Source organism: Rhizorhabdus dicambivorans, from assembly GCF_002355275.1.
Taxonomy (GTDB): domain Bacteria; phylum Pseudomonadota; class Alphaproteobacteria; order Sphingomonadales; family Sphingomonadaceae; genus Rhizorhabdus; species Rhizorhabdus dicambivorans.
The window spans coordinates 4,967,451-4,988,736 of record NZ_CP023449.1 but is presented as its reverse complement, the minus strand read 5'-3'; the positions used below and the strand labels follow the sequence as shown (position 1 = coordinate 4,988,736).

The following is a 21,286-nucleotide window of genomic DNA, read 5'->3' as shown; positions in this document are numbered from 1 at the left end:
ATCATCCGACGACAACGATCCTACGCGCAATTGGACCCATGCGAAGGGGGAAAGCGGTAGGCCCCCGAACTTATCCACCGCCGATGTGGCAATCGGGTGACGATAAAAGATCCTCCCTATGCGGAGCATGGGGAGGATCTTCAGGTCACGCCGCCTTCTGCTCCGCCACCACAACCCCGTTCAGGCTGTTCGGCCCCGCTGCGACGATGTCCACCGTCACCAGCTCGCCGATCGCGGGGCCGTTCTCGACGATCACCGATTGCAGCCAGGGCGACTTGCCGATGCGCTGGCCGGGCTTCTTGCCGTCGCGCTCGATCAGCACGTCGCAGCGGCGGCCGACGGTGGCGAGGTTGAAGCCATGCTGCTGTTCGTTGAGCAGCGCCTGGAGCCGCTGCAGCCGTTCGTCCATCACGGCGGCGGCGATCTGGCCGTCCATCGTCGCGGCGGGGGTGCCGGGGCGCGGGCTATACTTGAAGCTGAAGGCCTGGGCGTGGTTCACCGCGCGGATGATGGTGAGGGTTTCCTCGAACTCGGCCTCGGTCTCGCCGGGGAAGCCGACGATGAAGTCGCCCGAGATGGCGATGTCGGGGCGGACGGCGCGGACCCGATCGATCAGCTCCAGATAGCTGGCCGCGTCATGGCTGCGGTTCATCGCCTTCAGGATGCGGTCCGATCCCGCCTGCACCGGCAGGTGGAGGAAGGGCATCAGCTTCGCCACCTCGCCATGCGCGGCGATCAGGCCATCGCTCATGTCATTGGGGTGGCTGGTGGTGTAGCGGAGGCGGGCAAGGCCGGGCAGCGCGTCCAGCGCGCGGATCAGGCCGTCCAGGCCTTGCGGCCGCCCCGCGCCGTCCTCGCCAGCCCAGGCATTGACGTTCTGGCCGAGCAGGGTGATCTCACGCGCTCCGGCATCGACCAGCGCCTTCGCCTCGTCGACGATCGCGGCCCAAGGACGCGAAATCTCGGCCCCGCGCGTATAGGGCACGACGCAATAGGTGCAGAATTTGTCGCAGCCTTCCTGCACGGTCAGAAAGGCGGTCGGGCCCTGGCGGCGGCGCTTCGGCAGCGCATCGAATTTGGAGGCGGCCGGCATGTCGGTGTCGAGCGCGCGCTTGCCCTCGGCCGCCTCGGCGACGAGCCGGGGCAGGTTGTGATAGGCCTGCGGCCCGACGACGATGTCGACCGCGGGCGCGCGGCGCGGGATCTCGGCACCCTCGGCCTGCGCGACGCAACCGGCCACCGCGATCATAGGCTTGTCGCCCTCGGCCTTCTTTACGATTCGGCCTATGTCCGAATAGACCTTCTCGGCCGCCTTCTCGCGGATGTGGCAGGTGTTGAGGACGATCAGATCGGCTTCGTCGGCGCTTTCGGCCGCGCTCATCCCCTGGCCTTCGAGCAGCTCGGCCATGCGCGCGCCGTCATAGACGTTCATCTGGCAGCCGAACGACTTGACGTGGAAGCTCTTGGGGGCGGGGCGCGACATCGCCGCGCCTATAGGCGAAGCGGCGACAAATAAAAAGCGCCGCAGGCGCGCGCCTATAGGGGAGGAGCGCCTAGATGTGGAGCCTCAACAGGTTATTCATTGGCTGACGTAGTCGGCTGATGGGCGGTTGTGATTGTAAGCTGCCGTGGGGGCGGTGCCAGTTATAATTATGGAGCCATGGACTGAGGGCGCGTTTGCGGTGCTCGGAGGTTGGATAGGCGCGAGCATATGCCCATTCGCGTAAGCTGGTCTGGATGAAGCGTTCGGCCTTGCCGTTAGTCTTGGGCGTGTAGGGTTTGGTGCGGATGTGCTTGAGGCCGAGTGCTTTGCAGGCGTCGCGGAAGGCGAAGCTTTTGTAGCAGGCGCCGTTGTCGGTCATGACGCGCGAGACAGTGATGCCGAGGCTTTGATAATAGGCGATGGCGGCGAAGAGGAAGGCGGTTGCGCTTTCCTTCTTTTCGTCGGGGAGGATCTGGCTGAAGGCGATGCGCGAGGCATCGTCGATGCAGACGTGGACGAACTCCCAGCCCGCGCCGTAGCGCTCGCCAGCACGGCTGCCGCGAGTGCTGCTCTGCTTTGTCCGATTGCCGGTGATGCGATGGCCGACGCGTTCGAAGCGGCCGAGCTTCTTGATGTCGATGTGGATCAGCTCGCCGGGGTGCGCGCGCTCATAGCGACGGATGGGCTCGGGAGGATCGAGATCGCGCATTCGGCTCAAGCGTGCGTTGCGCAGTATCCGGCTGACAGTGGCTGGCGAGAGCTTCAGCGTGGCGGCGATCTGCTTGCCGCAGAGGCGCTGACGGCGCAGGGCGATGACCTGCTCGATGCGGTCGGCGGGCGTGGCGCGGGGCATGGCGTGTGGGCGCGAGCTGCGGTCGACGAGACCGGCTTCGCCTTCGATCCGATAACGTGCCAGCCACTTGGCTACGGTTCGCTCCGAGACGCCCAGGGCGGTCGCGACCGCCCTGGGCGTCTCGCGCAGAACCATCACGCGCCGGACGATCTCGGCTCGACTGAAGGGCGTGGTTCGGGCATTCTTGTGGATGTTCATCCGGTCGTTCCTCCAGACCTGACGTGTCGCAACATCAGTCTGATCCGGTCACGCCGGATGAACAACCTCCTGAAAGCTCACACCTAGAGCGCCAGCGCTGCGGTGATCGCGGCCTGGGCCCGCGCGGCAAGCGCCTTGCGGTCGTCGCACGGGGGAAGCGGATCGAGAAAGCGCAGGGTGCAGCGCAGGGGACCGGGCCGTGCCAGCACTTTCTTCGCATTGGGGCCGAGATCCTCGTCGCCGGTCCAGGCGATCTCGGCCGCCGCCGCGTCATAGTCGATCGCCACCGGCTGGACCGCGATGCCGGGCGGCGGAGGCGCCACCGAGGCGAAGAGGGCGGGGCGGAATGGGAAGAGGCTGCGGCCATCCCCGGTCGTCCCCTCGGGGAACAGGGTGACGGGGTGATGGCCGAGCAGCGCGGCGCCCAGCTGGTCGACCTGGCCGCGCGCGGCGCGGCGGCTTTCGCGGTCGATGAAGATGGTGCCGCCGATCCGCGCGAGCATGCCGACCAGCGGCCAGCCGCTCACATCATCCTTCGAGACGAAATAGGTCGGGGTCGCTCCGCCCAGCGCCAATATGTCGAGCCAGCTGACATGGTTGGCGACGTAGAGCACGTCGCGGCCGAGCGGTCGGCCCTCGACATGGACATCGAGGCCCATCGCCTCGCCAAACCACTGCAGGAAGAAGCGCGGCCAGCCAAACCGCTTGCCGAACGGCCTGCTCAGCGCATAGCCGGCGAGGCAGAAGCCGAGCACGAACAGCGCCAGGGCCGTGCGAGCGATCGTCCTCAACCGCTCCACGCCGTGTTATTTGGGGCGCTGGGCCGAGACGCCGTAGAGTTCGAGCCGATGGTCGACCAGGCGGAAGCCCAGCTTCTCGGCGATGCGGCGCTGCAATTCCTCAAGGTCGCGGTCAACGAATTCGATCACTTCGCCGGTTTCGACGTTGATCAGATGATCGTGATGGGTTTCGGGCGCAGCCTCATAGCGGGCGCGGCCGTCGCCGAAATCGTGGCGCTCCAGGATGCCGGCATCCTCGAACAGGCGAACGGTGCGGTAGACCGTGGCGATCGAGATGCCCGGATCGATGGCGGCGGCACGCTGGTGGAGAAGCTCCACGTCGGGATGGTCCTCGGCATCGGAAAGGACCCGCGCGATCACCCTGCGCTGCTCGGTGATACGGAGGCCCTTGTCGGCACAGAGTTGTTCGATGTCGATCTTGCCCGGCATGCCGCCTTGTTAGCCGTATTGCGGTTGCGAAGACAAGGTCGCGTGTCAGCTTTGTGCATCGGGGGACGGATTTCGCCGCCCCCCGCGCAAATTCAGCGATCAGCTGGTGCGGCGCTTGGTGCCCAGGCCGATCTTCTTGGCCAGCGAGCGGCGCTGCTCGGCATAGTTGGGGGCGACCATCGGATAGTCGGCCGGCAGGTTCCACTTGGCGCGATACTGCTCCGGGGTCAGCTGATAATGGGTCATCAGGTGCCGCTTCAGCATCTTCAGCTTCTTGCCGTCCTCCAGGCAGACGATGTAGTCGGGCTTGATCGACGCGCGGACGGACACCGCCGGCTCCTGCTTCACGACCGGCGCGGCCTGCTCGTCACCCAGGGTGGACAGCGCGTTGTGCACATTCTGGATGAGCTGCGGCAGATCGGAAACCGCGACGCTGTTGTTGCTGACATGCGCGGAAACGATGTCCGCGGTCAAAGCAATCAGAGTTTCGGCAAGCCCTTCATTGTCCGACATGGTGTAGTCCTTATTCATCAACAGAGGTAAAATCTTGTCTTGGAAAGCCACAGCAAACGGCATTCGATCGGCGCGCTCTGCGCCCATTCCAATAGGAATGCAACCGTGATTCGGAGTAAGGCGACTGATCAGGCCGGTTGAACAACACTAGACAATGTAAGCGCGTCGTGAATCTGCCCGTCAATTCCGTGGTAATAGCCGGGCCGCCGGCCGATCAACGTAAAGCCGGCCCTTTTATACAGTTCGATCGCGGGGTTATTATGCCGTACTTCGAGATGGAGCCGATGTCCGTTGCGGTTTCGTAACAGGGCAAGGGTCCGATCGATCAGGGCCAGGGCGACGCCCTGCCGCCGGCAATCCGGCGCAACGGCGAGCAGCAGCAGTTCGGCCTCGTCGGCGATCTGGCGGTTCAGCGCGAAGCCGGCCGGCCGCCCGTCGATCCGCGCGAGCGACAGCCACACGCCGGGCAGGACGAGCATCGACAGCGTCTGGGATTCGGTCCAGGCCTCGCCATAGCCAGGGTCGAACGCCGCGGCCATGATCGCCATGACCGGGTCGAGCTCGTCGATCCCGATCTCGGTGATGCTGATCGCGCTCATCCGCCCGGCCCCGCCTTGGCGTCGGCGTCACGGCCGTAGATCGGGCTCGGCGGCAGCGCGGACAGCGCGGAGGGCAGCAGGCGCGCATCGGCGGCGCGGGGAAGGGCCGGGTGCGCGGTGCCGTTGCCGCGCGCGGCAATGAGCTGGGCCGCACCCGATCCGACTATCTCGGTATCGGAGAGCGCGAGCGCGGCATCGGCCGGCACCAGTGACCGGAGTTCGGACAGCGGGGCGAGCGGCCGGGTGGCGTAGCGCTGGACGAACAGCTCGCCATGGCCGCCGATCAGGGCGATGCCTACCGTATCGCCCGAAGCGGACGCGGCGGTGGCAAGGACGGCCGTCGAGCTGTAGCCCGAGACGGGCACGCCCCAGCCTAGCCCCAGCGCACGCGCGGCCGCCAGGCCGACGCGTACGCCGGTGAAACTGCCGGGACCACAATCGACCAGGATCGCATCGGCGCGGCCGCCATCGGGCAGCGCCGCGATCATCGGCATCAGCCGTTCGGCGTGGCCGCGTCCCACCTCCTCATGCATTTCGGCGATCACCGCGCCGTTCGCGATCAGCGCCACCGAGCAGGCGGCGGTCGCCGTATCGATCACCAGGGTGCGCGGCATCGGCCGTTTTCAGGCGATCTGGGTGAACTCCTCGAACGAGGGACGCGGCAGCCGATCGAAGATCGACGCCGGATCGCCATAGCCGAGGGTCGAGAGGAAATTGGACTTGGTATCGGTGCCAGCGAAGAATTCGCGGTCCACCGCGTCATTGTCGAAGCCCGACATCGGCCCGGTGTCGAGACCGATCGCGCGGGCCGCCATGATGAAATAGGCGCCCTGCAACGAGCTGTTGCGGAACGCGGTCGGCGCCGCGTGCGCACCGGGCTTGCCCTCGGCATCGACGAACCAGCTGCGCGCGTCGGTCACCGGAAACAGCCGCGCCGCGTGATCGTAGAATTTCGTGTCCATACCGATGATCGCGGTGACCGGGGCCTTGAGCACCTTGTCATGGTTGTTGCCCGACACGAGCTTGGCGAGCCGCTCCTTCGCGTCCTGGCTGACGCACCAGACGACCCGGACCGGGAACAGATTGGCCGAGGTCGGGCCGTATTTCATCAGCTCCCAGATCTGGCGGAGCTGGTCCTCGCTGACCGGCTTGTCGAGATAGCCATTATAGCTGCGCGCCTTGCGAAACAGCGTGTCGAGCCCGGCATCGGACAAAGGTTCGGCCATGGATGGAAATTCCCTGATTATTCGATGGTTTCAGCAGGAACTCAGGCAGCCCTGACTTCGGTGACCTCGGGCACATAATGCTTCAGAAGCGTCTCGATGCCCTGCTTGAGCGTCGCCGCCGAGGAAGGGCAGCCCGAGCAGGCGCCCTGCATCGCCAGATAGACGGTGCCGCGCTGGAAGCCGCGATAGACGATGTCGCCGCCGTCCTTGGCGACGGCGGGGCGGACGCGGGTGTCGATCAGGTCCTTGATCTGCGCGACGATGTCGGCATCGGCGGGATCCTCCTCGAAGTCGGAGCTGTCGTCGATCGCGATCCCTGCCGCGGAGCCGGGGTTGAACAGCGGTGCCTCGGACGCGAAATGATCGAGCAGCACGCCGAGCACCTGCGGCTTAAGGTCGCGCCACTCGGCGCCCTGCGCGGCCGTGACGGAGACGAAATTCTGGCCGAAGAACACGCCGGTGACGTCGCCGAGCGAGAAAAGCGCGGCCGCGAGCGGCGAGGCATCGGCCTCCTCCGGGTCGATGAAGTCGCGGGTGCCCGCGCTCATCACCGTCCGTCCCGGCAGAAATTTCAGGGTCGCCGGATTGGGCGTCGGTTCGGTCTCGATCAGCATGAGCGCCATTTGGGGACAGATCGGCAGCGGATCAAGCCATTCCTTCTTTACCTTGGACGCCTCTGGCTTGATTAGGGGAGCCGCGCTGGCTGGCGAACGTCGTTGGCGGACTGGGGGGCCGATGTTTCTCTGGAAGAACGCCGTGGTGCTGGTCGGGCTGCTGGGCGTCGCCACCCTGCCGATGACGATGCTCGTCCGCGAGCGCTGGGAGAAGCGCTATATCGCCCGGCTGGTGATCTGCGGCGCCCTGATCGCCTGCCTCGCCAACTCGGCGCTGCCCATGCTGTGGACGCAGCTGGTGTTCATGGTCCTGCTCGTCGCCTGCTTCGACCCGCGCGTGCCGATGGCCGGAACCTGGCTGTTCTTCTCCTTCTGGACGCCGGCGGCGGGATCGCTGCTCGCGGTGGCGGGCGCCTATATCGCGCCCATCACCCCGTTCGTCTTCTTCTCGCTCGCGCTGCTGCTCGGCTTCCTGATCCATCCCGAGAACCATCTGCGCCGCCGGTTGGCGATGAGCGACATCTACATGCTGCTGTTCATCCTGGCCTATTGCGTCTGTATGTCGCTGCGCGCGCCGCCGACCACGATCGCGCGCAACATCTTCACCTATTTCATCCCCTATCTTCTCACCTACCAGCTGATTTCGCGGATGAAGATCGTGCGGCCCGAGCTTCTGTTGCGGCTGATGCTGTTCGGGGCGGCGGCGGCCGGGCTGCTCTGCCTGTTCGAGACAGTGCGGCAATGGCCGCTCTATTCGGGGATCATGGGCGTGAAGGCCGATCTCTGGACGATCGATTCGCCGCGTGTCTGGCTGCTGCGCGGCGGGATATCGCGCGCCTATGGGCCATTCGCCCACCCGCTGACCGGCGGGGCGATGCTGGGTCTCGCCGCGATCGGCGCCTGGGGGCTGTGGCAGCTGCGCGGCCGATCCGGCCCGCTCGCCTTTCTTTCCGTCGCGGTGGTCGCGGGGCTCGCCGCCACGCTGTCGCGCTCGGGGCTGGTCGCGCTCGCCGTCGGCATCATGGTCTATCAGTTGCTGCGCGGCCGTTATCTGCTCGCAGTGGCCGCCCCGGTCGCGGGGCTCGCGGTGCTGGTCGGCCTGCCGATCCTGGGCGGCGCCGATGCGCAATTCTCGACCGACTACCGGCTCGGCCTGATCACCGGCGTGCCGGAGGCGCTCGGCAGCCGGGTGTGGCTGGGCTATCGCGAGGCGATCAGCGAAGGGCTGCTCGACCGCTTCATCCAGGGCCAGGGCATCGTCGATCTGGTCAATGTCTATCTGGCGCTGATCGTCGAGGGCGGGCTGGTGTCGCTCGCCTTCTACGTCGTCTTCCTGCTCTCGGCCTTTCCCCATTATCGCGCGATCCGCCGCCTCGATCCCGATCCCGCCCATCTCACCCTCGCGCGGGTTCTGATCTCGATCCAGGCGGCGTTGCTGCTCTCGCTCGCGCTGCTCAGCAGCTGGGTCGCGCCGATGCAGATCAGCTTCGTGGTGGTGGCGCTGCTGGTGGCGCTGCGTACCGAGCTGACCGCCGCCCATCGTGCCGCCAGGCCCGTGGCCGCGCCGCTCGTCGCAACCCTGCCCGTCGACCAGGGCGAGCGGCTACCCGCCCTCCGATGACCGCCGCCGCGCTTCGCGCCTGGGCGCACCGGCTGATGCGCAGCGAGGCGGGGGCGATGCTGATCGCCTTCACCGCCGCCACGATCCTGCTGCGGCTGGGCGGCAATGTCGTTCTCACCCGGTTGCTCGATCCGCACGCCTTCGGCGTCGTCGGCGTGATCGTCTCGGTGATGATCGTGCTGACCATGTTGTCCGACCTCGGGGTGTTCGATTTCGTGATCCGCCACGCCAAGGGCGCCGATCGCCGCTTCCTCGACGTGATCTGGACGATCCGGCTGGGGCAGGCGGGGCTGCAGTCCGCGGCGATGCTGGCCGGGGCCTGGCCGATCGCGGCGTTCCTGGGCAAGCCCGAGCTGGCCGTGCCGATCGCGGCGACCGCGCCGCTGTTCCTCGTCAACGCGCTCTGCCCGATGTCGCTGCTGCTCGCCCAGCGCGAGGGGCGGGTGCGCGCGACCTGCGCGGTCGAGCTGATCGCGCTCGCCATCCAGATCGTCGCCAATCTGGCGCTGACGCTGGTGATGCCCGACTACCGCGCGCTGGTGATCGGCCTCTATGTCAGCGCGGTCGCGCGGATATTGCTCACCTTCACCATCATCGGCGGCGGATCGCGCCCGGCCTGGGATCGCGGGCTGGCGCGCGAGTTCCTCGGCTTCTCGCGCTGGATCATCGCCTCGACCCTCATCACCCTGCTGATCACCCAGTCGGACAAGATATTGTTCGCCAAGCTGTTCAGCGTTGCCGATTTCGGCGTCTACATGCTGCCCGCCAACCTCGCGCTCGCGGTCCAGCCGTTCGGGCGCAACTATGTCGAGCGCTATTTCTTCCCGCTGGTCTCCCGCGCCTGGAACGAGGCGCCGGCGAGCCTGGCCGGGATATTCTACACCGCGCGGACGCGGCTCTATCTGCTGCTGTTCGCGGGCATCGGCTTCGGCATCGGCGTCGCCCCGGCACTGTTCCGGCTGCTGTTCGACCACCGCTACGAATATGGCTGGATCTACCTGTCGGTGCTGCTGCTGCGCATGGCCTTCGATCTCGACGGCTTCACCAACGTCCAGACGCTGCTGGCTATGGGCCGCACCCGGCCGATGCTGGTCGCCAATCTGATCCGGCTGCTGTTGTTCGCGCTGTGGGTGGCGGCGCTGTACCGCCCGGTCGGCCCACTCGCGCTGCCGCTTGCGCTCACCCTCGCCGAGGCCGGGGCGCTGCTCTACACCATTGCCCTGCTGCGCGGCGCCGGCTTGTTCCGCAGCCAGATCCACATGCTTTATTATGCGATGATGCTCGGCGCGGCCGCGGTGGGGGCGGGGATCAGCCTGTATCTGGCGCCGCAGGTGATCGGAGCGGGGCTCGCGGTTATCGGCTAATCCCGCTCGGTCCGCACCCAGCGCCTTTCGGGGCGAAGCAGTGCGGCCCCATAGAGCGGCAGTTTCCAGATGATGTAGAAGGGGATCAGCAGCAGCCGCCCGGCGGAGATCTGCGCCCGCCCGAAGCGGAACCAGCTCAGCAGCAACAGGCTCGCGAGCAGGCCGAGGATCGCGGCAAGGATCGCGAAGGGCAAAGGCGCGGCGAAAAGCAGCAGCAGCGCCGCCAGTTCGATCAGGGCCAGCAGCGCGAGCGGCGGCACCATCAGGTGGAGGCCGAGCCAGCTTCCCTTGCCGAGCAGCGGCAGCGCCTGACGCAGGGCGGTGCGCAGGAAACCCTGTTCCCAGCGCGATCTCTGCGCCAGCGTCGCCACTCGCCGGGCCGGATCGGACCATGTCGTGACGTCGGGCAGGAAGGCCGGCGGCAGGCCGGCGCGGGTGAGCGCAATGCCAATGCCGAGATCCTCGGTAAGGTCGTCGCTGTCGAGCGGCGCGGCCACGAAGGCGGCCCATGGGAAGGCCATGCCTGATCCGGTCAGCAGCACCGGCGCGCCGAGCCGCGCCAGCCCCCGCTGGCGAACGAGGTTGCGCAGCAGGAAGGCAAAGCCCGACAGTCCCACCATCGCCCCATGCCCGGGCCGGGGGCGCATCAGATAGACGGACTGGACCGGCCGCCCGAGCGTCCAGGCGGCGGCGGCGAGGCGGGGAATGCTGTCGCCTTCGATCGCACAGTCGGCGTCTAGGACGATCACGACGTCGGGCGGATCGGCGGCGAGATGATCGCGTCCGAAGGCCAGTGCATGGCCCTTGCCGCGCCGGCCGGGGTCGTGCCGCTCGATCGTCTCCGCACCCGCTTCGCGCGCCAGGGCGGCGGTGCCGTCGCCGCAATTGTCGGCGACCACCAGCAGCCTGCTGCCTTCGGGCCCCCTGAGCGCGGCGATGGTGCCGGCAATCCCCGCCGCCTCGTCATGGGCAGGGATGAGGATGGTGATGCGCGGCTGGCCGGCCGCCGCGATCCGCCGCGCCGGCAGCTGGGCGGCCGCCAGCTCGACCGCCAGCACCAGCGCCGGCCATGCCGCGAGCAGCAGCAGCACCCAGGCGGCGGCCTCGATCATCGCGCCTTATACTCGATCAGCCGGGCCTTTCGCCCGAGGCGCCGGTCGCGATGATAGCGCAGCAGGCCGATCATCTCGGCATATTTTCCGATCGCCAGGAACAGGCTGTGCGCCCAGGCCCGGCGCGGGGGGTGATGCCGCATCTCGCGCAGCGCGACCCGCGCGATCTGGAAGGCGAGGAGGAGCAGTGCCGCCAGCGCGAGCAGCGTCCAGCGCCGGTCGGCGATCACACCCAGCGACAGCCCGGCCACGGCGGCCACCGGCACGGCGCCGGCCCAGAACAATATGCGCAGCTCGTTGCGGGCGAAGTGGTGAAAGGGCGAGCCGGGATGGAGATCGACCAGTTCGGCAAAGGCATGGCCCGCGCGCACCGTCCGCCGCCACCATTGGCCGAAACGGGCCATCGACGAATCATGGATCGCCATCGTCTGGGCCAGGCAGAGCAGGTGCCAGCCGGCCGTCCGCATCCGGATCGCGAAGTCCGGATCCTCGCCGGCGATCATCCCGGCGCGGTAACGGCCGGTGTCGCGCAGGGCCTGGGCGCGAAACAGCACGTCGCCGCCGAAGAATTCGGCCGGGCCCGGCGTCGTCGCCCATTCCACGTCGCACATCCAGGCATAGATGGAGAGGTCGGGATCCTGCTCGCGCAGCCTGCCGAACACGCCGCCTACCCCAGGATGGGCGTCGAGCGCCGCCACCCCCGCCGCGATCCAGCCGGGATCGAGCGCGCAATCCCCATCGAGCACCTGGACAAAGCCGATGTCCGGATCGTCCAACGCCCGGTCTATCCCGGCGTTGCGCCCCCGTGCCGCCGAATAGCCGTCCAGTTCCTCCAGCTCGATCAGCTCGACCCCGGCCGCGCGGGCGCGTTCGGGGCTGCCATCGGTCGAGCCGGAATCGACATAGATGGTGCGATATCCGCGCGCCGACGCAAGACTGCGCTCCAGCCGGGCCCCCTCGTTGCGGCCGATCACCACCACTGCGACATCGGTCCGGCACATTGTTTACGCTTTGCCCTATTGCCTGCGTTCGCGCACATGGCTGTAATCGAGCGGAAAGGGGCGGCTGGCAAGTGATGGCTTCGGTGGTGGCACGCAGGGTGGCGGCAGCGGCGTTGCTCGCGCTCGCCGCCTGCGGTTCGCCCGAGCAGAAGGCGGAGAAGGCGGCGGTCCGCTCCGACCTCTATTATGGCCATCGCGATCTCTATTCGGCGCGGGTCGAGATCAAGCGCGCGATCGGCGCGCAGGACGACGTTCCCGAATATTGGGCTAAGCTCGCCCGGATCGAACTGGCCGACGGCCATTATCTGGAGGCCTACCAGGCCTATGCCCGCGTCGTCGAGATAGACCCGGACAATGAGGAGGCCACCCAGACCATGGCCGAGCTGTCCTATCAGGCCGGCTCGTTCGAGGATGCCGACCGGCTTGCCGACAAGATATTGAAGAAGCAGCCCCGCTCGCTGCGCATGCTGCTGGTCAAGGGCGCGGTCGCCGCCAGCCGGCGCGATGTGCCCGGCGCGCGCGGGATAGCCGAGCAGATGCTGGCGATCGATCCCGGCAACGAAGGCGCCAAGATCCTGCTCGCCCGGGTGATGAACATGAGCGGAGAGCGCGCTCCCGCCATGGCGCTGCTCGAGGAGTCGATCGCGAAGGACGGGGAGTCGGTTGCCAAGCTCATGGCGCTGCTCGACCTCTACAACAGCCGCGAGGACTTCCCGCGCGTCGCGCGCACCTTCGCCCGGCTCTTCACCCTCCAGCCCGGCAATGCCGAGCTGCGCCTGGAATATGCCAAGCTGCTCTATGAACGCGGCCGTCCCGATCGCGCGCTGGGCATGCTGGCGCGCCTCGCCCGGCGCCACCGCCACGACCCCGCGATCGAGCAGAAGATCGTCGACCTGTGGACCGAGGTGGGTAGCGACCGGGTGGATGTCGACGGGCTGCGGCGCTTCGTTACGACCAGCGGCGACAAGCAGATGAAGATCGCGCTCGGCCACCTCCTGCTCGACCAGAAACGCCATGCCGAAGCCGAGGCGCTGCTGCGCCCGTTGATCGACACGGGCGACGTCACCGCGGCGAAGGTCGAGGCCGACGTGCTCTATGCCGGTGCCCTCGCGGGCCTCGGCCGCGGCGGCGAGGCACAGGCGCTGGTCGACCGCGTCCTGAAATTCGACCCCGCCAACCCCCGCGCGCTGCTGATGCAGGTGCAGGTGGCGATCGCGACCGGGGACCTTGCCAGTGCGTTGCGCGACGCGCAGGCGCTGGTGCGCGACAATCCGGCGCTGGCCGAGGCGCGGGTGGCGCTGGCCGACATCTATGTCCGCCGCAAGGAGCGTGTGCTCGCCGATGCCTCCTTCGCCCGTGCGCTCAACGAGGTTCCCGACAGCGGGCCGATGCTGACCGCCTATGTCGCCTATCTGCGCGACACCCAGCGCGAACCGATGGCGCGCGAGGTGGCCAAGCGCTTCACCCGCTCCAATCCCCGCATGCTGGCCGGCTGGAAGGTGCGGGCCGAGCTGTGCCTGGCCGCCGACGACAAGACGTGCCTGGTCGAGACGCTGCAGGCGCTGGACCAGGTGGCCGGCAGCATGAAGCTGCGCCGCCGGATCGAGGCGCACTCGCCCGGCTTCGCCGCGGCCGTCGCCGCCGCAGTGGCGAAGCGGGAGGGCGAGGAGAAGGAACGCGGGGCGGCTGGGCAAGCCAGGCCTTCCTGTGGCACCACGGGGGCGGGATGCTGAACATCGTCGAGGGGCAGATCGCGGCCGCCGAACCCCGGTCGCGCAAATATCGCTTCACTTCCAACGTGATCGCGACGATCATCGTTGGCGTAGACCTGTTCTGCCTGATGCTCGGCGCGCTGCTTGCGCCGGTTGCCTATGAGCTGATCCTGGGCCCGCAATATTTCATCGAGCGGCACGTCAACGTCGCCGTGATCATCTCGGTCAACTTCTTCCTGATCCGCCTATCCCGCAACAGCTATGCCCATCCGATGGGCCGCGGCGGCGACAGCGACCAGTCGGTGGCCTTCGAATTCCTGCTCGCCGCGCTGCTCGTCTATGCCACGGTCTGGCAGCTCGGCGTCGCCAAGCCCTTCTCCACCGGCCTCGCGCTCTGCTATCTCACCATCACGCCCAGCCTGCTGTTCGTCAGCCGGTTCGTCGTCCGCAAGCTGGTCTGGTATCTCGTCCAGGCCGGTTTCATCGGCCAGCGCATCGTCATCTACGGCGCCGATCAGGCGAGTTCGGAACGGGTGCTGCGGCTGCTGGAGCTGGAGCGGCTACCCTATGTCTCGGTGGTCGGCATCGCCGACGACCGCACCACCCGGATCGAGCGTGACCGGCCCTGGCAGGTGCCCTTCCTCGGCGGGCTCGATGCCCTCGTCGCGCGGATCGCGCGCGGCGATGTCGACATGGTCGTGATCGCGCTGCCGATGATCAGCCAGAGCCGGCTCGACCAGATCACCGAACGGCTGCAGCAAGTGTCGGTGGACATCTGCCTGATGCCGCGCGAGGCGCTCGACCTGTCGCAGCAATATACGATGCGCTTCATCGGATCGCTGCCGCTGTTCGCGCTGTGGCAGCGGCCGATGCGCGACTTCAACCGGCTGCTCAAGGCGATCGAGGACCGCACCCTGGCGATCCTCGGGCTGGTGCTGCTCTCACCGCTGCTGCTGTTCACCGCGCTGGTCATCAAGCTCACCAGCCGGGGGCCGGTGCTGTTCCGGCAGGAACGGTTCGGCTTCAACAATGTCCGGATCAGCGTGCTCAAATTCCGCTCCATGTATGTCGACCGGCAGGATGTGAGCGGCGCCGAGCGGACGACGCGCGACGATCCGCGCGTCACCCCGTTCGGCCGGATCATCCGTCGCCTGTCGATCGACGAGCTGCCCCAGCTGTTCAACGTGCTGACCGGCGAGATGTCGATCGTGGGGCCGCGCCCGCACGCGACGCAGATGAAGGTCGGCGACGAATATTATTTCGAGGCGGTGCGCGGCTATGCGGCGCGCCACCGGGTCAAGCCCGGCATCACCGGCCTTGCCCAGGTCCGCGGCCTGCGCGGCGAGATCGCGACGATCGAGCGCGCCAAGCGGCGGGTCGAGTACGACATGTACTATATCGAGAACTGGTCGCTGCTGCTCGACCTGCGCATCATCCTGGAGACGGTGTGGCGGCTGATCTGGGATAGGAATGTGTATTGAGGAAGAGGGGGAAAACCCTCCGTCATGCCAGCGCAGGCTGGCATCCATGTCTGACTCCAGGCTCGGTGTCGCCTATGGCGAAGGCAGACATGGACCCCAGCCTGCGCTGGGGTAACTCGTCGGCTTCTACTTCTTCGCCTGCGATGCCTTGATCGCCGACTTGTCCGGCTCATAGCCCGGCTGATACTGGATCTCGGCGGTCGAGCGGGCGCGGGCGACCTGGGCCTTGCTTTCGGCCACCAGCTCCTTGCGGCGGACCAGCTCGGCGGCGGCGGCCTTGGCGACCGGGGTTGGCGTCGGCGTGGCATCGCGGCCGACGATGACGCTGGCGACATATTGGCCGTTCGACGGCAGCACGAAGGGCTCGCCCGGCGGCAGCTTGTTGATCATGTCGATCAGCTGCGGATCGAGCCGGCCGGTATCGATCACGCCCTTGCCGCGCGACATCGGCAGGCCGAGCCGCTTCACGCCCGCGGCGAGATCCTCCAGATTATGGGCGTCGCGCAGGGTCAGCAGCTGCTTGACGTCCTTGGGCGCCCCGAACTGTATCTGGTCGAGCAGCAGCCGTTCGCGCCCGCTGAACTGGGTGGGGTTGTCGGCGATATATTGGGTGATGTCGCGATCGTCGGGCATCGGGACCTGCGACGCGATCTTCTGGCCGAGCAGGGTGACGAGGAGATTCTCCTCCATCCGCCGCTGCTGGGTGATGAATTCGGGGGTCTTGTCCAGGCCCTGCTCGCGGGCCTTTTGAACGATCAGCTTGCGATCGATCAGCCGCTGGAGGACCTGCCTGCGCAGCACCGCGCGGTCGACCGAGTCGGGGACGCGGGCGCCCTGAAGCTCTGCATTGAGTTCCTGAAGCGAGATTTCCTCACCGTTGACGATGGCGAGAATCTGGCCCTTGGGTTCCTTGTGGCAGCCCGTTACCAGCATGGCGGCAGCAGCGATCGCGCCGCCCAAAAGTGCAGCCTTTACCTTCACTTCCCATTCCCCCGACGCCTGTGCGACATATGCCGCTACGAACTGCTACATGATTGTCAGCACTCGGGACAAGCCTGTATGGCACCATTTCGGGGCGGAGGGCATTGATTTGGAAACAGTTTACGATTGGGTCACGGTCGCGATCTTCGCCGGCTTGGTCGTTTTGTTCCTGCAGCGGTCGGCCGGCTATCGACCGCCGGGCGATTCGATGCTGCATTATCTTCTCGCCTCGGGCGGGTGCGCGGTGGCCAATTATTTCGGCAATGAGGCGGTGGCCGGGGGCGGTCTGGTCTATCATCTGATCGCGATCGCGATCATCGCCGCGACCCTCGCCTTCGTCCACATCGTGCTGCGGCCGCTCGACAAACCGCCTCGGTAAGCTCAGCCTCTGGGGGCCGGCGCGCCCGCCTCGCCGAACAGCAATCGCCGCGCCTTGGGCGAGAGCTGCCGGAACAGCGGGCCGATGAAGCGCCGCAGGGTCCGGATCGCGGTCTCGTCGTCGGGGGCGGCGGTGGAGAAGCGGATCAGCACGCCGTCGGGCACCCGCCCCTTCAGATTCTCCTTCGCCACCGACCAGTGCTGCTGCCACCAGCGCACGGGAAAGTCATTGCCGATCCGGGTCCAGTAGATCATCTGCTCGTGCCGGCTGGTGCTGCGCGCCGCCAGATAATGGCCTGGCACCTCCACCCCGCCGCCGGCATCGAGCGGGATGAAGCGGTCATGCTCGATCTGATAGCCCGCCGCCGGGTAGCAGACCTCGGGTCGATGAACCTGCAGCATCCCGTCCTGCACGCCATTATAGGCCACCAGCATCATCACCGGCAGGTTGGTGGGCGAGGCGTAGTAGCGGGTGATGATGGCGTTGTAGAGCCGATCGCTGAGCTGGTCAGGCGGCGGCAGCACCAGCCCGCTGCTGGTCTGATATTCCCAGTCGGCGATCTTCCAGGGGAAGAGCGGGTTGAGGCGGGGCTCCGCCTCCGGCAGCATCTTGAAAGGCTCGTCCGGACGCCGCGAATTGGCGATGCCCGCCGCGCCGAGCAGCAGGCCGCCGGCGATCATCGAGCGGCGCGTGATCAGCGGCATGCCCTTTTGCTCGTCGCTCATGCCGGGTTGCTCCTGCGCGCCAGCCGGTGCCGCAGCGGCGAGGCCGCCGCATCCACGGCGAAGATGCCGAGCACCGAGAAGAGGAACATCGTCATGCCCGAAAAGCCGTGGAGGAAGCCCTGGGCCGCCTCGTCGCCCAGATAATGGGTGATCAGGATCAGCGCGAGGACGCGCGTGAAATTGGCGAGGATCGCGACCGGCACGATCGCCAGCATCAGCAGCAGTGCATAGCGCCAGTTCGCATTGTGGCGGATGTAGATGTAGAACAGCCCGATCGCCGACAGGCTGATCAGCGAGTTGAGCCCTGCGCAGGCCGCCGCGATCAGCAGCTGATACTGGCCGATGACGATCATCACGCCCGATCCCGCGATCGGATAGCCCAGGCCATAGAGCAGATCGATCGCCGCCTGTGATATGCCGATCTTGAGCGGCTGGGTGACCATCGCGACCACCGTGTCGGGCGGCGGGAAGATGAACAGCATGTAGACGATCGGGAACCACATCGCGCGCAGCGGGGGCCAGCCGATCAGCCAATAGGCGGTGACCAGCAGCAGGCCGTACATCATGAAGCCCTCGACCTCGATGATGTTGATGATGCGCGCCACGATGTAGATGGGCGCGACGATCAGGAAGGCGGCCAGCGCGATCCGGGTGTCGCCCGGCCGGGCCAGCGCCCGCACCTCGCTCCAGCGGCGCCAGAACAGCCATAGGGCGGTCGCCAGGACGATCGGGCCGTGCGCGCCCTGCTCGGTGATCCAGCTCTGGCTGGCGACGCCGTAGAGGGTGGGGCCGATCAGCGCGGCGGCGCCGATCGCGAGCAGCCAGTGTCGGCGCAGGGCAAGCGCCAGCGGTTTCATATCGGCCAGGCCGTACCGCTCCACCCGGGCACCCGCCTGCCGTTCCCTGCTGTCCTTCGCCAACTCGCTCAAGGATATACGCCGTCTCTACGTCTATCGCCGCGCGCCTTTTCCGGCCGCCGCCCCAGCATGGCCATAGCGGATCGGCGGGCGGGGGCATAGCCGGTTGCACCGTCCCGGCCGGTCCATGTTGCACATGTTTACCGGGGCGGTTTTGTAGTTGTTGGAAATATATGATATCAGGCGCTACGCGCCATTGCGCGGGGGTATTGGGGTAGTTCTTCATGTTGAAGGAAGCAGTTGCGTCTAAAGCGGCCAAGTTGCTGATGACCTGTGTCTGTCCGGTCGCGGGCACCACGGCGTTGAGCCTTGGCGTTCCTCAGGTCCGCGATGCGGTGCACAAGGCCACCCAGCCGCGCCAATATGCCAAACCCAAGACGCGCGTCCGCGCGACGCCGATCGCCGAGGAAGGCGTCCAGGTCGCTTCGGCCGACACGCCATGCCCCACGGTCACGCCGTTCGCGCTGTCGAACCTGCCGCAGCAGACCCCGGTTCCGATGGACAGCCCGCCGCTCCAGGTGGCCGAGGCCCCGCCGCCGGATCCGGCGGTGCCGCTGACCCCGACGATCTTCGTGCCGCCGACCACCGGCACACCGCCCAGCGAGGACATGCCGGGCGTGCCCGAACCCTCGACCTGGGTGCAGCTGATGCTCGGTTTCGGCCTGATCGGCGGCGTCGCTCGCGTGACGTACAGGAAGAACGGCACCGCGCCGGATCAGGAGCCTGAAGCGCAGGCTTCCTGACCGAATTTTCGACGAACTCTAAAGTGCGTCAGCCTGGCGCAGGCTGGAGTCCAGGTCTCTCGTCACCTGCGGTGGCATCCGAGCAGAAAGCAGACATGAATGCCAGCCCGGGCTGGCATGACGGTGTGCGGAGGCTGGGCTTCCCCACAATTCTCAGAACGGCTCTTCCCCTATCACGTTGCCGCCTTCGCTGTAGCGGCAGACCAGGAAATCATCCTCCTTGCCGTGCGCCACGGCGCAGCCCACCGCGCGCGAGCTGCGCCAGACGACCTGGGTGTAGTGGGCGACATTCTCGAGATCGCCGCTCAGGCTGTTGTTGGGGAAAATGCCGGCCTTGAAATCCTTCTTCTCGTCGATCCACAGCCCGACCATCTGCTCGGGCCCGTAATAGCCGTGGGTGCCGGCCCATAGATTCTCGCCCTGGGGCTCCACCTCATTGGGCTCGTCGACCGAATGTTCGAGATAGCCGAGCTGGGCCAGCTGCTGTGCATAGAGCCGCGCGTCGCGTTCCAGCAGCTCGTTCCAGGCGAGCGGTGGGATGCCGAGGCTGGCGCGTTCGCGGTTGTGGCCGGCGAGCAGCCGATCCTCCAGATTATTGCCGATTCCGGTAGCGCCCTGCGTCAGCGGCGACAGAAAAGCGAGCGCTAGCGCTCCTGCGATTCTCGCCACTTTCGTCTGTCCAAGCCCGAAAGACATGCCTGTGCTCCAACCATTCGACCCCCCGGACGCTAGGAGCTACGGTTTGAAACCGGGTTTTGGTTATTGGTGAGGAAAAAATTCATCATATTGCCGCGCGACATGCGATCGGGCGCCGGATGGAGGGATCGTTGGCGATGGGAAGCCAGCAGGCGGGACTGCGGTCCGGTCCCCCCGGCTCGGGATCGGCGGGACGCCTGATCCTCGATTTTACCGCAGCCACCACGTCCTGCTCGCCGTTGCCGGACTTTCACCGGCGCATTCCTCTCCCGCGAGAGCTCCGCTATATGTGCGGATGTCTCCTGCTGACGTAGCGCAGTCGATCTATCGCATCACGAAGGGCACGGCCAGCACGCTCGCCGCACGTCGGAGATTCCGGTCCGACTGTTGCAGAGACGTCACGCTTTGCGCGCACTCAGAAGCGTGCGTCCTCGTAGACGCGCGACATGTCGCCGCCCCAGGCGCCATGATAGAGGTCGAGAAGCTGCTCGGCCGGGGTCTTGCCCTTCGCCACGATCTCGCGCAGCGGCGCCAGATAGCCGGTCTCGTCGTCGCCCGCTCCATTGAGCCGGGCGCGGGCCTTGAGGCCACCCGCGGCGATGTCGAGCACGATGCCGGCCAGCTCGAGCAGGCTGCGACCGCGCGGGCCGCGTGCCCGGAGGCCGAGCCGGGGCACCTCATCGCGGATGCGCTGATGGTCCTCGATGGTCCAGTGCTTGACGAGGTCCCAGGCGGCGTCGAGCGCGCTGTCCTCATAGAGCAGACCCACCCAGAAGGCGGGCAGCGCGCAGATTCGGCCATGCGGGCCGCCATCGGCGCCGCGCATCTCCAGGAAGCTCTTCAGCCGCACCTCGGGGAAGGCGGTCGAGAGATGATCCTTCCAGTCGCTGATCGTCGGCTTCTCGCCGGGCAGGACGGAAAGCTCGCCCTTCAGGAAGTCGCGGAAGCTCAGCCCGGCCGCGTCGACGTAGCCGTCGCGGAAGGCGAAATACATCGGCACGTCGAGCATATACTCGGCATAGCGCTCATAGCCGAAGCCGTCCTCGAACACGAAGGGCAGCATGCCGGTGCGCTTCGGATCGGTGTCGGTCCAGATATGACTGCGATAGCTGAGATAGCCGTTGGGCTTGCCGTCGAGGAAAGGCGAATTGGCGAACAGCGCGGTCGCCAGTGGCTGCAGCGCCAGGCTCAGCCGGAACTTGCGCACCATGTCTGCCTCGCTCGCATAGTCGAGATTGGTCTGGATGGTGCAGGTGCGCAGCATCATGTCGAGGCCGAGCGTGCCGACCCGCGGCATGTGGCGCAGCATGATGTCGTAGCGGCCCTTGGGCATGATCGGCAGTTCTTCGCGGCTCTTGTCGGGCCACAGACCCAGGCCGAGGAAGCCTATGCCCAGCCGCTCACCGATCGCCTTGACCTGTTCCAAGTGGCGGCCGGTCTCGGCGCAGGTCTGGTGGAGATTGTCGAGCGGCGCGCCCGACAGCTCGAACTGGCCGGCGGGCTCCAGGCTGACATTGCCGTCAGCGCCTTCGAGGGCGATGATGTTCTCGCCTTCATAGACCGGCTTCCAGCCATATTTGGTCAGGCCGATCAGCAGCGCGTGGACGCCACCCTTCTCCTCATAGGAGGGCGCGCGGTGCGAATCCTCGAAGAAGATGAACTTCTCGTGCTCGGTGCCGATCCGCCACCGATCCTTGGGCTTCTCGCCCTCGGCGAAGACCGAGATCAGGTCCTCGATCGTCTCGATCTGGGGGTCTTCGCCCTCGGCGGCCTTGCGCGTGCTCATGGCCCGCGCCCATAGCGGACCGATCGGTACGTGGCTAGTCTCTCGCGTGGTCA

Annotated in this window: 22 protein-coding genes; 6 read left to right on the top strand and 16 right to left on the bottom strand. The window is 66.9% G+C overall.

The window, feature by feature from the left end:
• Positions 1–145: 145 nt before the first annotated feature.
• The 9 genes from miaB to CMV14_RS23455 all read right to left on the bottom strand — a co-directional run bounded on the left by miaB (position 146) and on the right by CMV14_RS23455 (position 6,715).
• The gene (gene miaB, locus CMV14_RS23495; protein ID WP_066968210.1) at positions 146–1,495 is read right to left on the bottom strand and encodes a tRNA (N6-isopentenyl adenosine(37)-C2)-methylthiotransferase MiaB; all 1,350 of its coding nucleotides are present in this window, start codon (positions 1,493–1,495) and stop codon (positions 146–148) included.
• 58 nt (positions 1,496–1,553) lie between these two features.
• Positions 1,554–2,534, bottom strand: a complete 981-nt coding sequence (locus CMV14_RS23490; RefSeq protein WP_066970399.1) for an IS481 family transposase — start codon at positions 2,532–2,534, stop codon at positions 1,554–1,556.
• A gap of 83 nt (positions 2,535–2,617) precedes the next feature.
• Positions 2,618–3,334: a lysophospholipid acyltransferase family protein gene (locus CMV14_RS23485; RefSeq protein WP_066968660.1), complete on the bottom strand. Its 717-nt coding sequence runs from the start codon at positions 3,332–3,334 to the stop codon at positions 2,618–2,620.
• A gap of 6 nt (positions 3,335–3,340) precedes the next feature.
• Positions 3,341–3,763, bottom strand: a complete 423-nt coding sequence (locus tag CMV14_RS23480) for a Fur family transcriptional regulator (protein ID WP_066968662.1) — start codon at positions 3,761–3,763, stop codon at positions 3,341–3,343.
• A 99-nt stretch (positions 3,764–3,862) separates the two neighbouring features.
• Positions 3,863–4,276, bottom strand: a complete 414-nt coding sequence (locus CMV14_RS23475; protein ID WP_066968739.1) for a Ros/MucR family transcriptional regulator — start codon at positions 4,274–4,276, stop codon at positions 3,863–3,865.
• A gap of 128 nt (positions 4,277–4,404) precedes the next feature.
• A complete protein-coding gene (locus tag CMV14_RS23470) occupies positions 4,405–4,875 on the bottom strand; it encodes a GNAT family N-acetyltransferase (protein WP_066968664.1) in 471 nt (156 codons plus the stop codon).
• Positions 4,872–5,489, bottom strand: a complete 618-nt coding sequence (gene tsaB / locus CMV14_RS23465; RefSeq protein WP_066968666.1) for a tRNA (adenosine(37)-N6)-threonylcarbamoyltransferase complex dimerization subunit type 1 TsaB — start codon at positions 5,487–5,489, stop codon at positions 4,872–4,874. Before tsaB ends, CMV14_RS23470 begins: the two co-directional genes overlap by 4 nt.
• Before the next feature lie 9 nt (positions 5,490–5,498).
• Positions 5,499–6,101, bottom strand: a complete 603-nt coding sequence (locus CMV14_RS23460) for a malonic semialdehyde reductase (RefSeq protein WP_066968668.1) — start codon at positions 6,099–6,101, stop codon at positions 5,499–5,501.
• Positions 6,102–6,142: 41 nt separating this feature from the next.
• Positions 6,143–6,715 (bottom strand): NifU family protein, encoded by a 573-nt coding sequence (locus CMV14_RS23455; protein ID WP_066968741.1) that lies wholly within the window; start codon positions 6,713–6,715, stop codon positions 6,143–6,145.
• A gap of 121 nt (positions 6,716–6,836) precedes the next feature.
• Between CMV14_RS23455 and CMV14_RS23450 the strand changes: the two genes are divergently transcribed.
• Both CMV14_RS23450 and CMV14_RS23445 read left to right on the top strand, forming a co-directional pair.
• Positions 6,837–8,336, top strand: a complete 1,500-nt coding sequence (locus CMV14_RS23450) for an O-antigen ligase family protein (RefSeq protein ID WP_066968670.1) — start codon at positions 6,837–6,839, stop codon at positions 8,334–8,336.
• Positions 8,333–9,700 (top strand): oligosaccharide flippase family protein, encoded by a 1,368-nt coding sequence (locus CMV14_RS23445; RefSeq protein WP_066968672.1) that lies wholly within the window; start codon positions 8,333–8,335, stop codon positions 9,698–9,700. The genes CMV14_RS23450 and CMV14_RS23445 overlap by 4 nt, the downstream gene beginning before the upstream one ends.
• Here the strand turns inward: CMV14_RS23445 and CMV14_RS23440 are convergent.
• Positions 9,697–10,812, bottom strand: a complete 1,116-nt coding sequence (locus CMV14_RS23440) for a glycosyltransferase family 2 protein (protein ID WP_066968674.1) — start codon at positions 10,810–10,812, stop codon at positions 9,697–9,699. The two genes, CMV14_RS23445 and CMV14_RS23440, sit on opposite strands and share 4 nt — an antisense overlap.
• A complete protein-coding gene (locus CMV14_RS23435) occupies positions 10,809–11,813 on the bottom strand; it encodes a glycosyltransferase family 2 protein (RefSeq protein WP_066968676.1) in 1,005 nt (334 codons plus the stop codon). Before CMV14_RS23435 ends, CMV14_RS23440 begins: the two co-directional genes overlap by 4 nt.
• Positions 11,814–11,899: 86 nt before the next feature.
• Between CMV14_RS23435 and CMV14_RS23430 the strand changes: the two genes are divergently transcribed.
• Together CMV14_RS23430 and CMV14_RS23425 are read left to right on the top strand one after the other, a co-directional pair.
• Positions 11,900–13,546, top strand: a complete 1,647-nt coding sequence (locus CMV14_RS23430; protein WP_238147134.1) for a tetratricopeptide repeat protein — start codon at positions 11,900–11,902, stop codon at positions 13,544–13,546.
• A complete protein-coding gene (locus CMV14_RS23425) occupies positions 13,540–15,006 on the top strand; it encodes an undecaprenyl-phosphate glucose phosphotransferase (protein WP_066968680.1) in 1,467 nt (488 codons plus the stop codon). Before CMV14_RS23430 ends, CMV14_RS23425 begins: the two co-directional genes overlap by 7 nt.
• Positions 15,007–15,132: 126 nt before the next feature.
• Here CMV14_RS23425 and CMV14_RS23420 read toward each other — a convergent pair whose 3' ends face one another.
• A complete protein-coding gene (locus CMV14_RS23420; protein WP_066968682.1) occupies positions 15,133–15,987 on the bottom strand; it encodes a SurA N-terminal domain-containing protein in 855 nt (284 codons plus the stop codon).
• Positions 15,988–16,096: 109 nt separating this feature from the next.
• On the opposite strand from CMV14_RS23420, the gene CMV14_RS23415 reads away from it, so the two are divergent.
• Positions 16,097–16,366: an XrtV sorting system accessory protein gene (locus tag CMV14_RS23415; RefSeq protein ID WP_066968684.1), complete on the top strand. Its 270-nt coding sequence runs from the start codon at positions 16,097–16,099 to the stop codon at positions 16,364–16,366.
• 2 nt (positions 16,367–16,368) lie between these two features.
• Here the strand turns inward: CMV14_RS23415 and epsI are convergent, their stop codons facing one another.
• Positions 16,369–17,091 carry an exosortase-associated protein EpsI, V-type gene (gene epsI / locus CMV14_RS23410; RefSeq protein ID WP_066968686.1) on the bottom strand — a complete coding sequence of 241 codons (723 nt, stop codon included), beginning with the start codon at positions 17,089–17,091 and terminating at the stop codon, positions 16,369–16,371.
• Positions 17,088–18,020 (bottom strand): exosortase V, encoded by a 933-nt coding sequence (gene xrtV, locus CMV14_RS23405; protein WP_238147133.1) that lies wholly within the window; start codon positions 18,018–18,020, stop codon positions 17,088–17,090. The genes epsI and xrtV overlap by 4 nt, the downstream gene beginning before the upstream one ends.
• A 254-nt stretch (positions 18,021–18,274) precedes the next feature.
• Here xrtV and CMV14_RS23400 point away from each other — a divergent pair, with 254 nt between their 5' ends.
• Positions 18,275–18,751 (top strand): PEPxxWA-CTERM sorting domain-containing protein, encoded by a 477-nt coding sequence (locus CMV14_RS23400; RefSeq protein ID WP_238147132.1) that lies wholly within the window; start codon positions 18,275–18,277, stop codon positions 18,749–18,751.
• 153 nt (positions 18,752–18,904) lie between these two features.
• On the opposite strand, the gene CMV14_RS23395 is transcribed toward CMV14_RS23400, so the two are convergent.
• Both CMV14_RS23395 and CMV14_RS23390 read right to left on the bottom strand, forming a co-directional pair.
• Positions 18,905–19,420, bottom strand: a complete 516-nt coding sequence (locus CMV14_RS23395) for a CAP domain-containing protein (protein ID WP_238147131.1) — start codon at positions 19,418–19,420, stop codon at positions 18,905–18,907.
• 442 nt (positions 19,421–19,862) lie between these two features.
• The gene (locus CMV14_RS23390; RefSeq protein ID WP_066968695.1) at positions 19,863–21,233 is read right to left on the bottom strand and encodes a glutamate--cysteine ligase; all 1,371 of its coding nucleotides are present in this window, start codon (positions 21,231–21,233) and stop codon (positions 19,863–19,865) included.
• Positions 21,234–21,286 lie beyond the last annotated feature (53 nt).

Bases quoted from the DNA above. Each gene is read 5' to 3' on its own strand.
- CMV14_RS23490 (WP_066970399.1), bottom strand. From the start codon at position 2,534: ATGAACATCCACAAGAATGCCCGAACCACGCCCTTCAGTCGAGCCGAG.
- CMV14_RS23480 (WP_066968662.1), bottom strand. From the start codon at position 3,763: ATGCCGGGCAAGATCGACATCGAACAACTCTGTGCCGACAAGGGCCTC.
- CMV14_RS23475 (WP_066968739.1), bottom strand. From the start codon at position 4,276: ATGTCGGACAATGAAGGGCTTGCCGAAACTCTGATTGCTTTGACCGCG.
- CMV14_RS23470 (WP_066968664.1), bottom strand. From the start codon at position 4,875: ATGAGCGCGATCAGCATCACCGAGATCGGGATCGACGAGCTCGACCCG.
- tsaB (WP_066968666.1), bottom strand. From the start codon at position 5,489: ATGCCGCGCACCCTGGTGATCGATACGGCGACCGCCGCCTGCTCGGTG.
- CMV14_RS23460 (WP_066968668.1), bottom strand. From the start codon at position 6,101: ATGGCCGAACCTTTGTCCGATGCCGGGCTCGACACGCTGTTTCGCAAG.
- CMV14_RS23455 (WP_066968741.1), bottom strand. From the start codon at position 6,715: ATGCTGATCGAGACCGAACCGACGCCCAATCCGGCGACCCTGAAATTT.
- CMV14_RS23450 (WP_066968670.1), top strand. From the start codon at position 6,837: ATGTTTCTCTGGAAGAACGCCGTGGTGCTGGTCGGGCTGCTGGGCGTC.
- CMV14_RS23445 (WP_066968672.1), top strand. From the start codon at position 8,333: ATGACCGCCGCCGCGCTTCGCGCCTGGGCGCACCGGCTGATGCGCAGC.
- CMV14_RS23440 (WP_066968674.1), bottom strand. From the start codon at position 10,812: ATGATCGAGGCCGCCGCCTGGGTGCTGCTGCTGCTCGCGGCATGGCCG.
- CMV14_RS23435 (WP_066968676.1), bottom strand. From the start codon at position 11,813: ATGTGCCGGACCGATGTCGCAGTGGTGGTGATCGGCCGCAACGAGGGG.
- CMV14_RS23425 (WP_066968680.1), top strand. From the start codon at position 13,540: ATGCTGAACATCGTCGAGGGGCAGATCGCGGCCGCCGAACCCCGGTCG.
- epsI (WP_066968686.1), bottom strand. From the start codon at position 17,091: ATGAGCGACGAGCAAAAGGGCATGCCGCTGATCACGCGCCGCTCGATG.
- CMV14_RS23400 (WP_238147132.1), top strand. From the start codon at position 18,275: ATGACCTGTGTCTGTCCGGTCGCGGGCACCACGGCGTTGAGCCTTGGC.
- CMV14_RS23390 (WP_066968695.1), bottom strand. From the start codon at position 21,233: ATGAGCACGCGCAAGGCCGCCGAGGGCGAAGACCCCCAGATCGAGACG.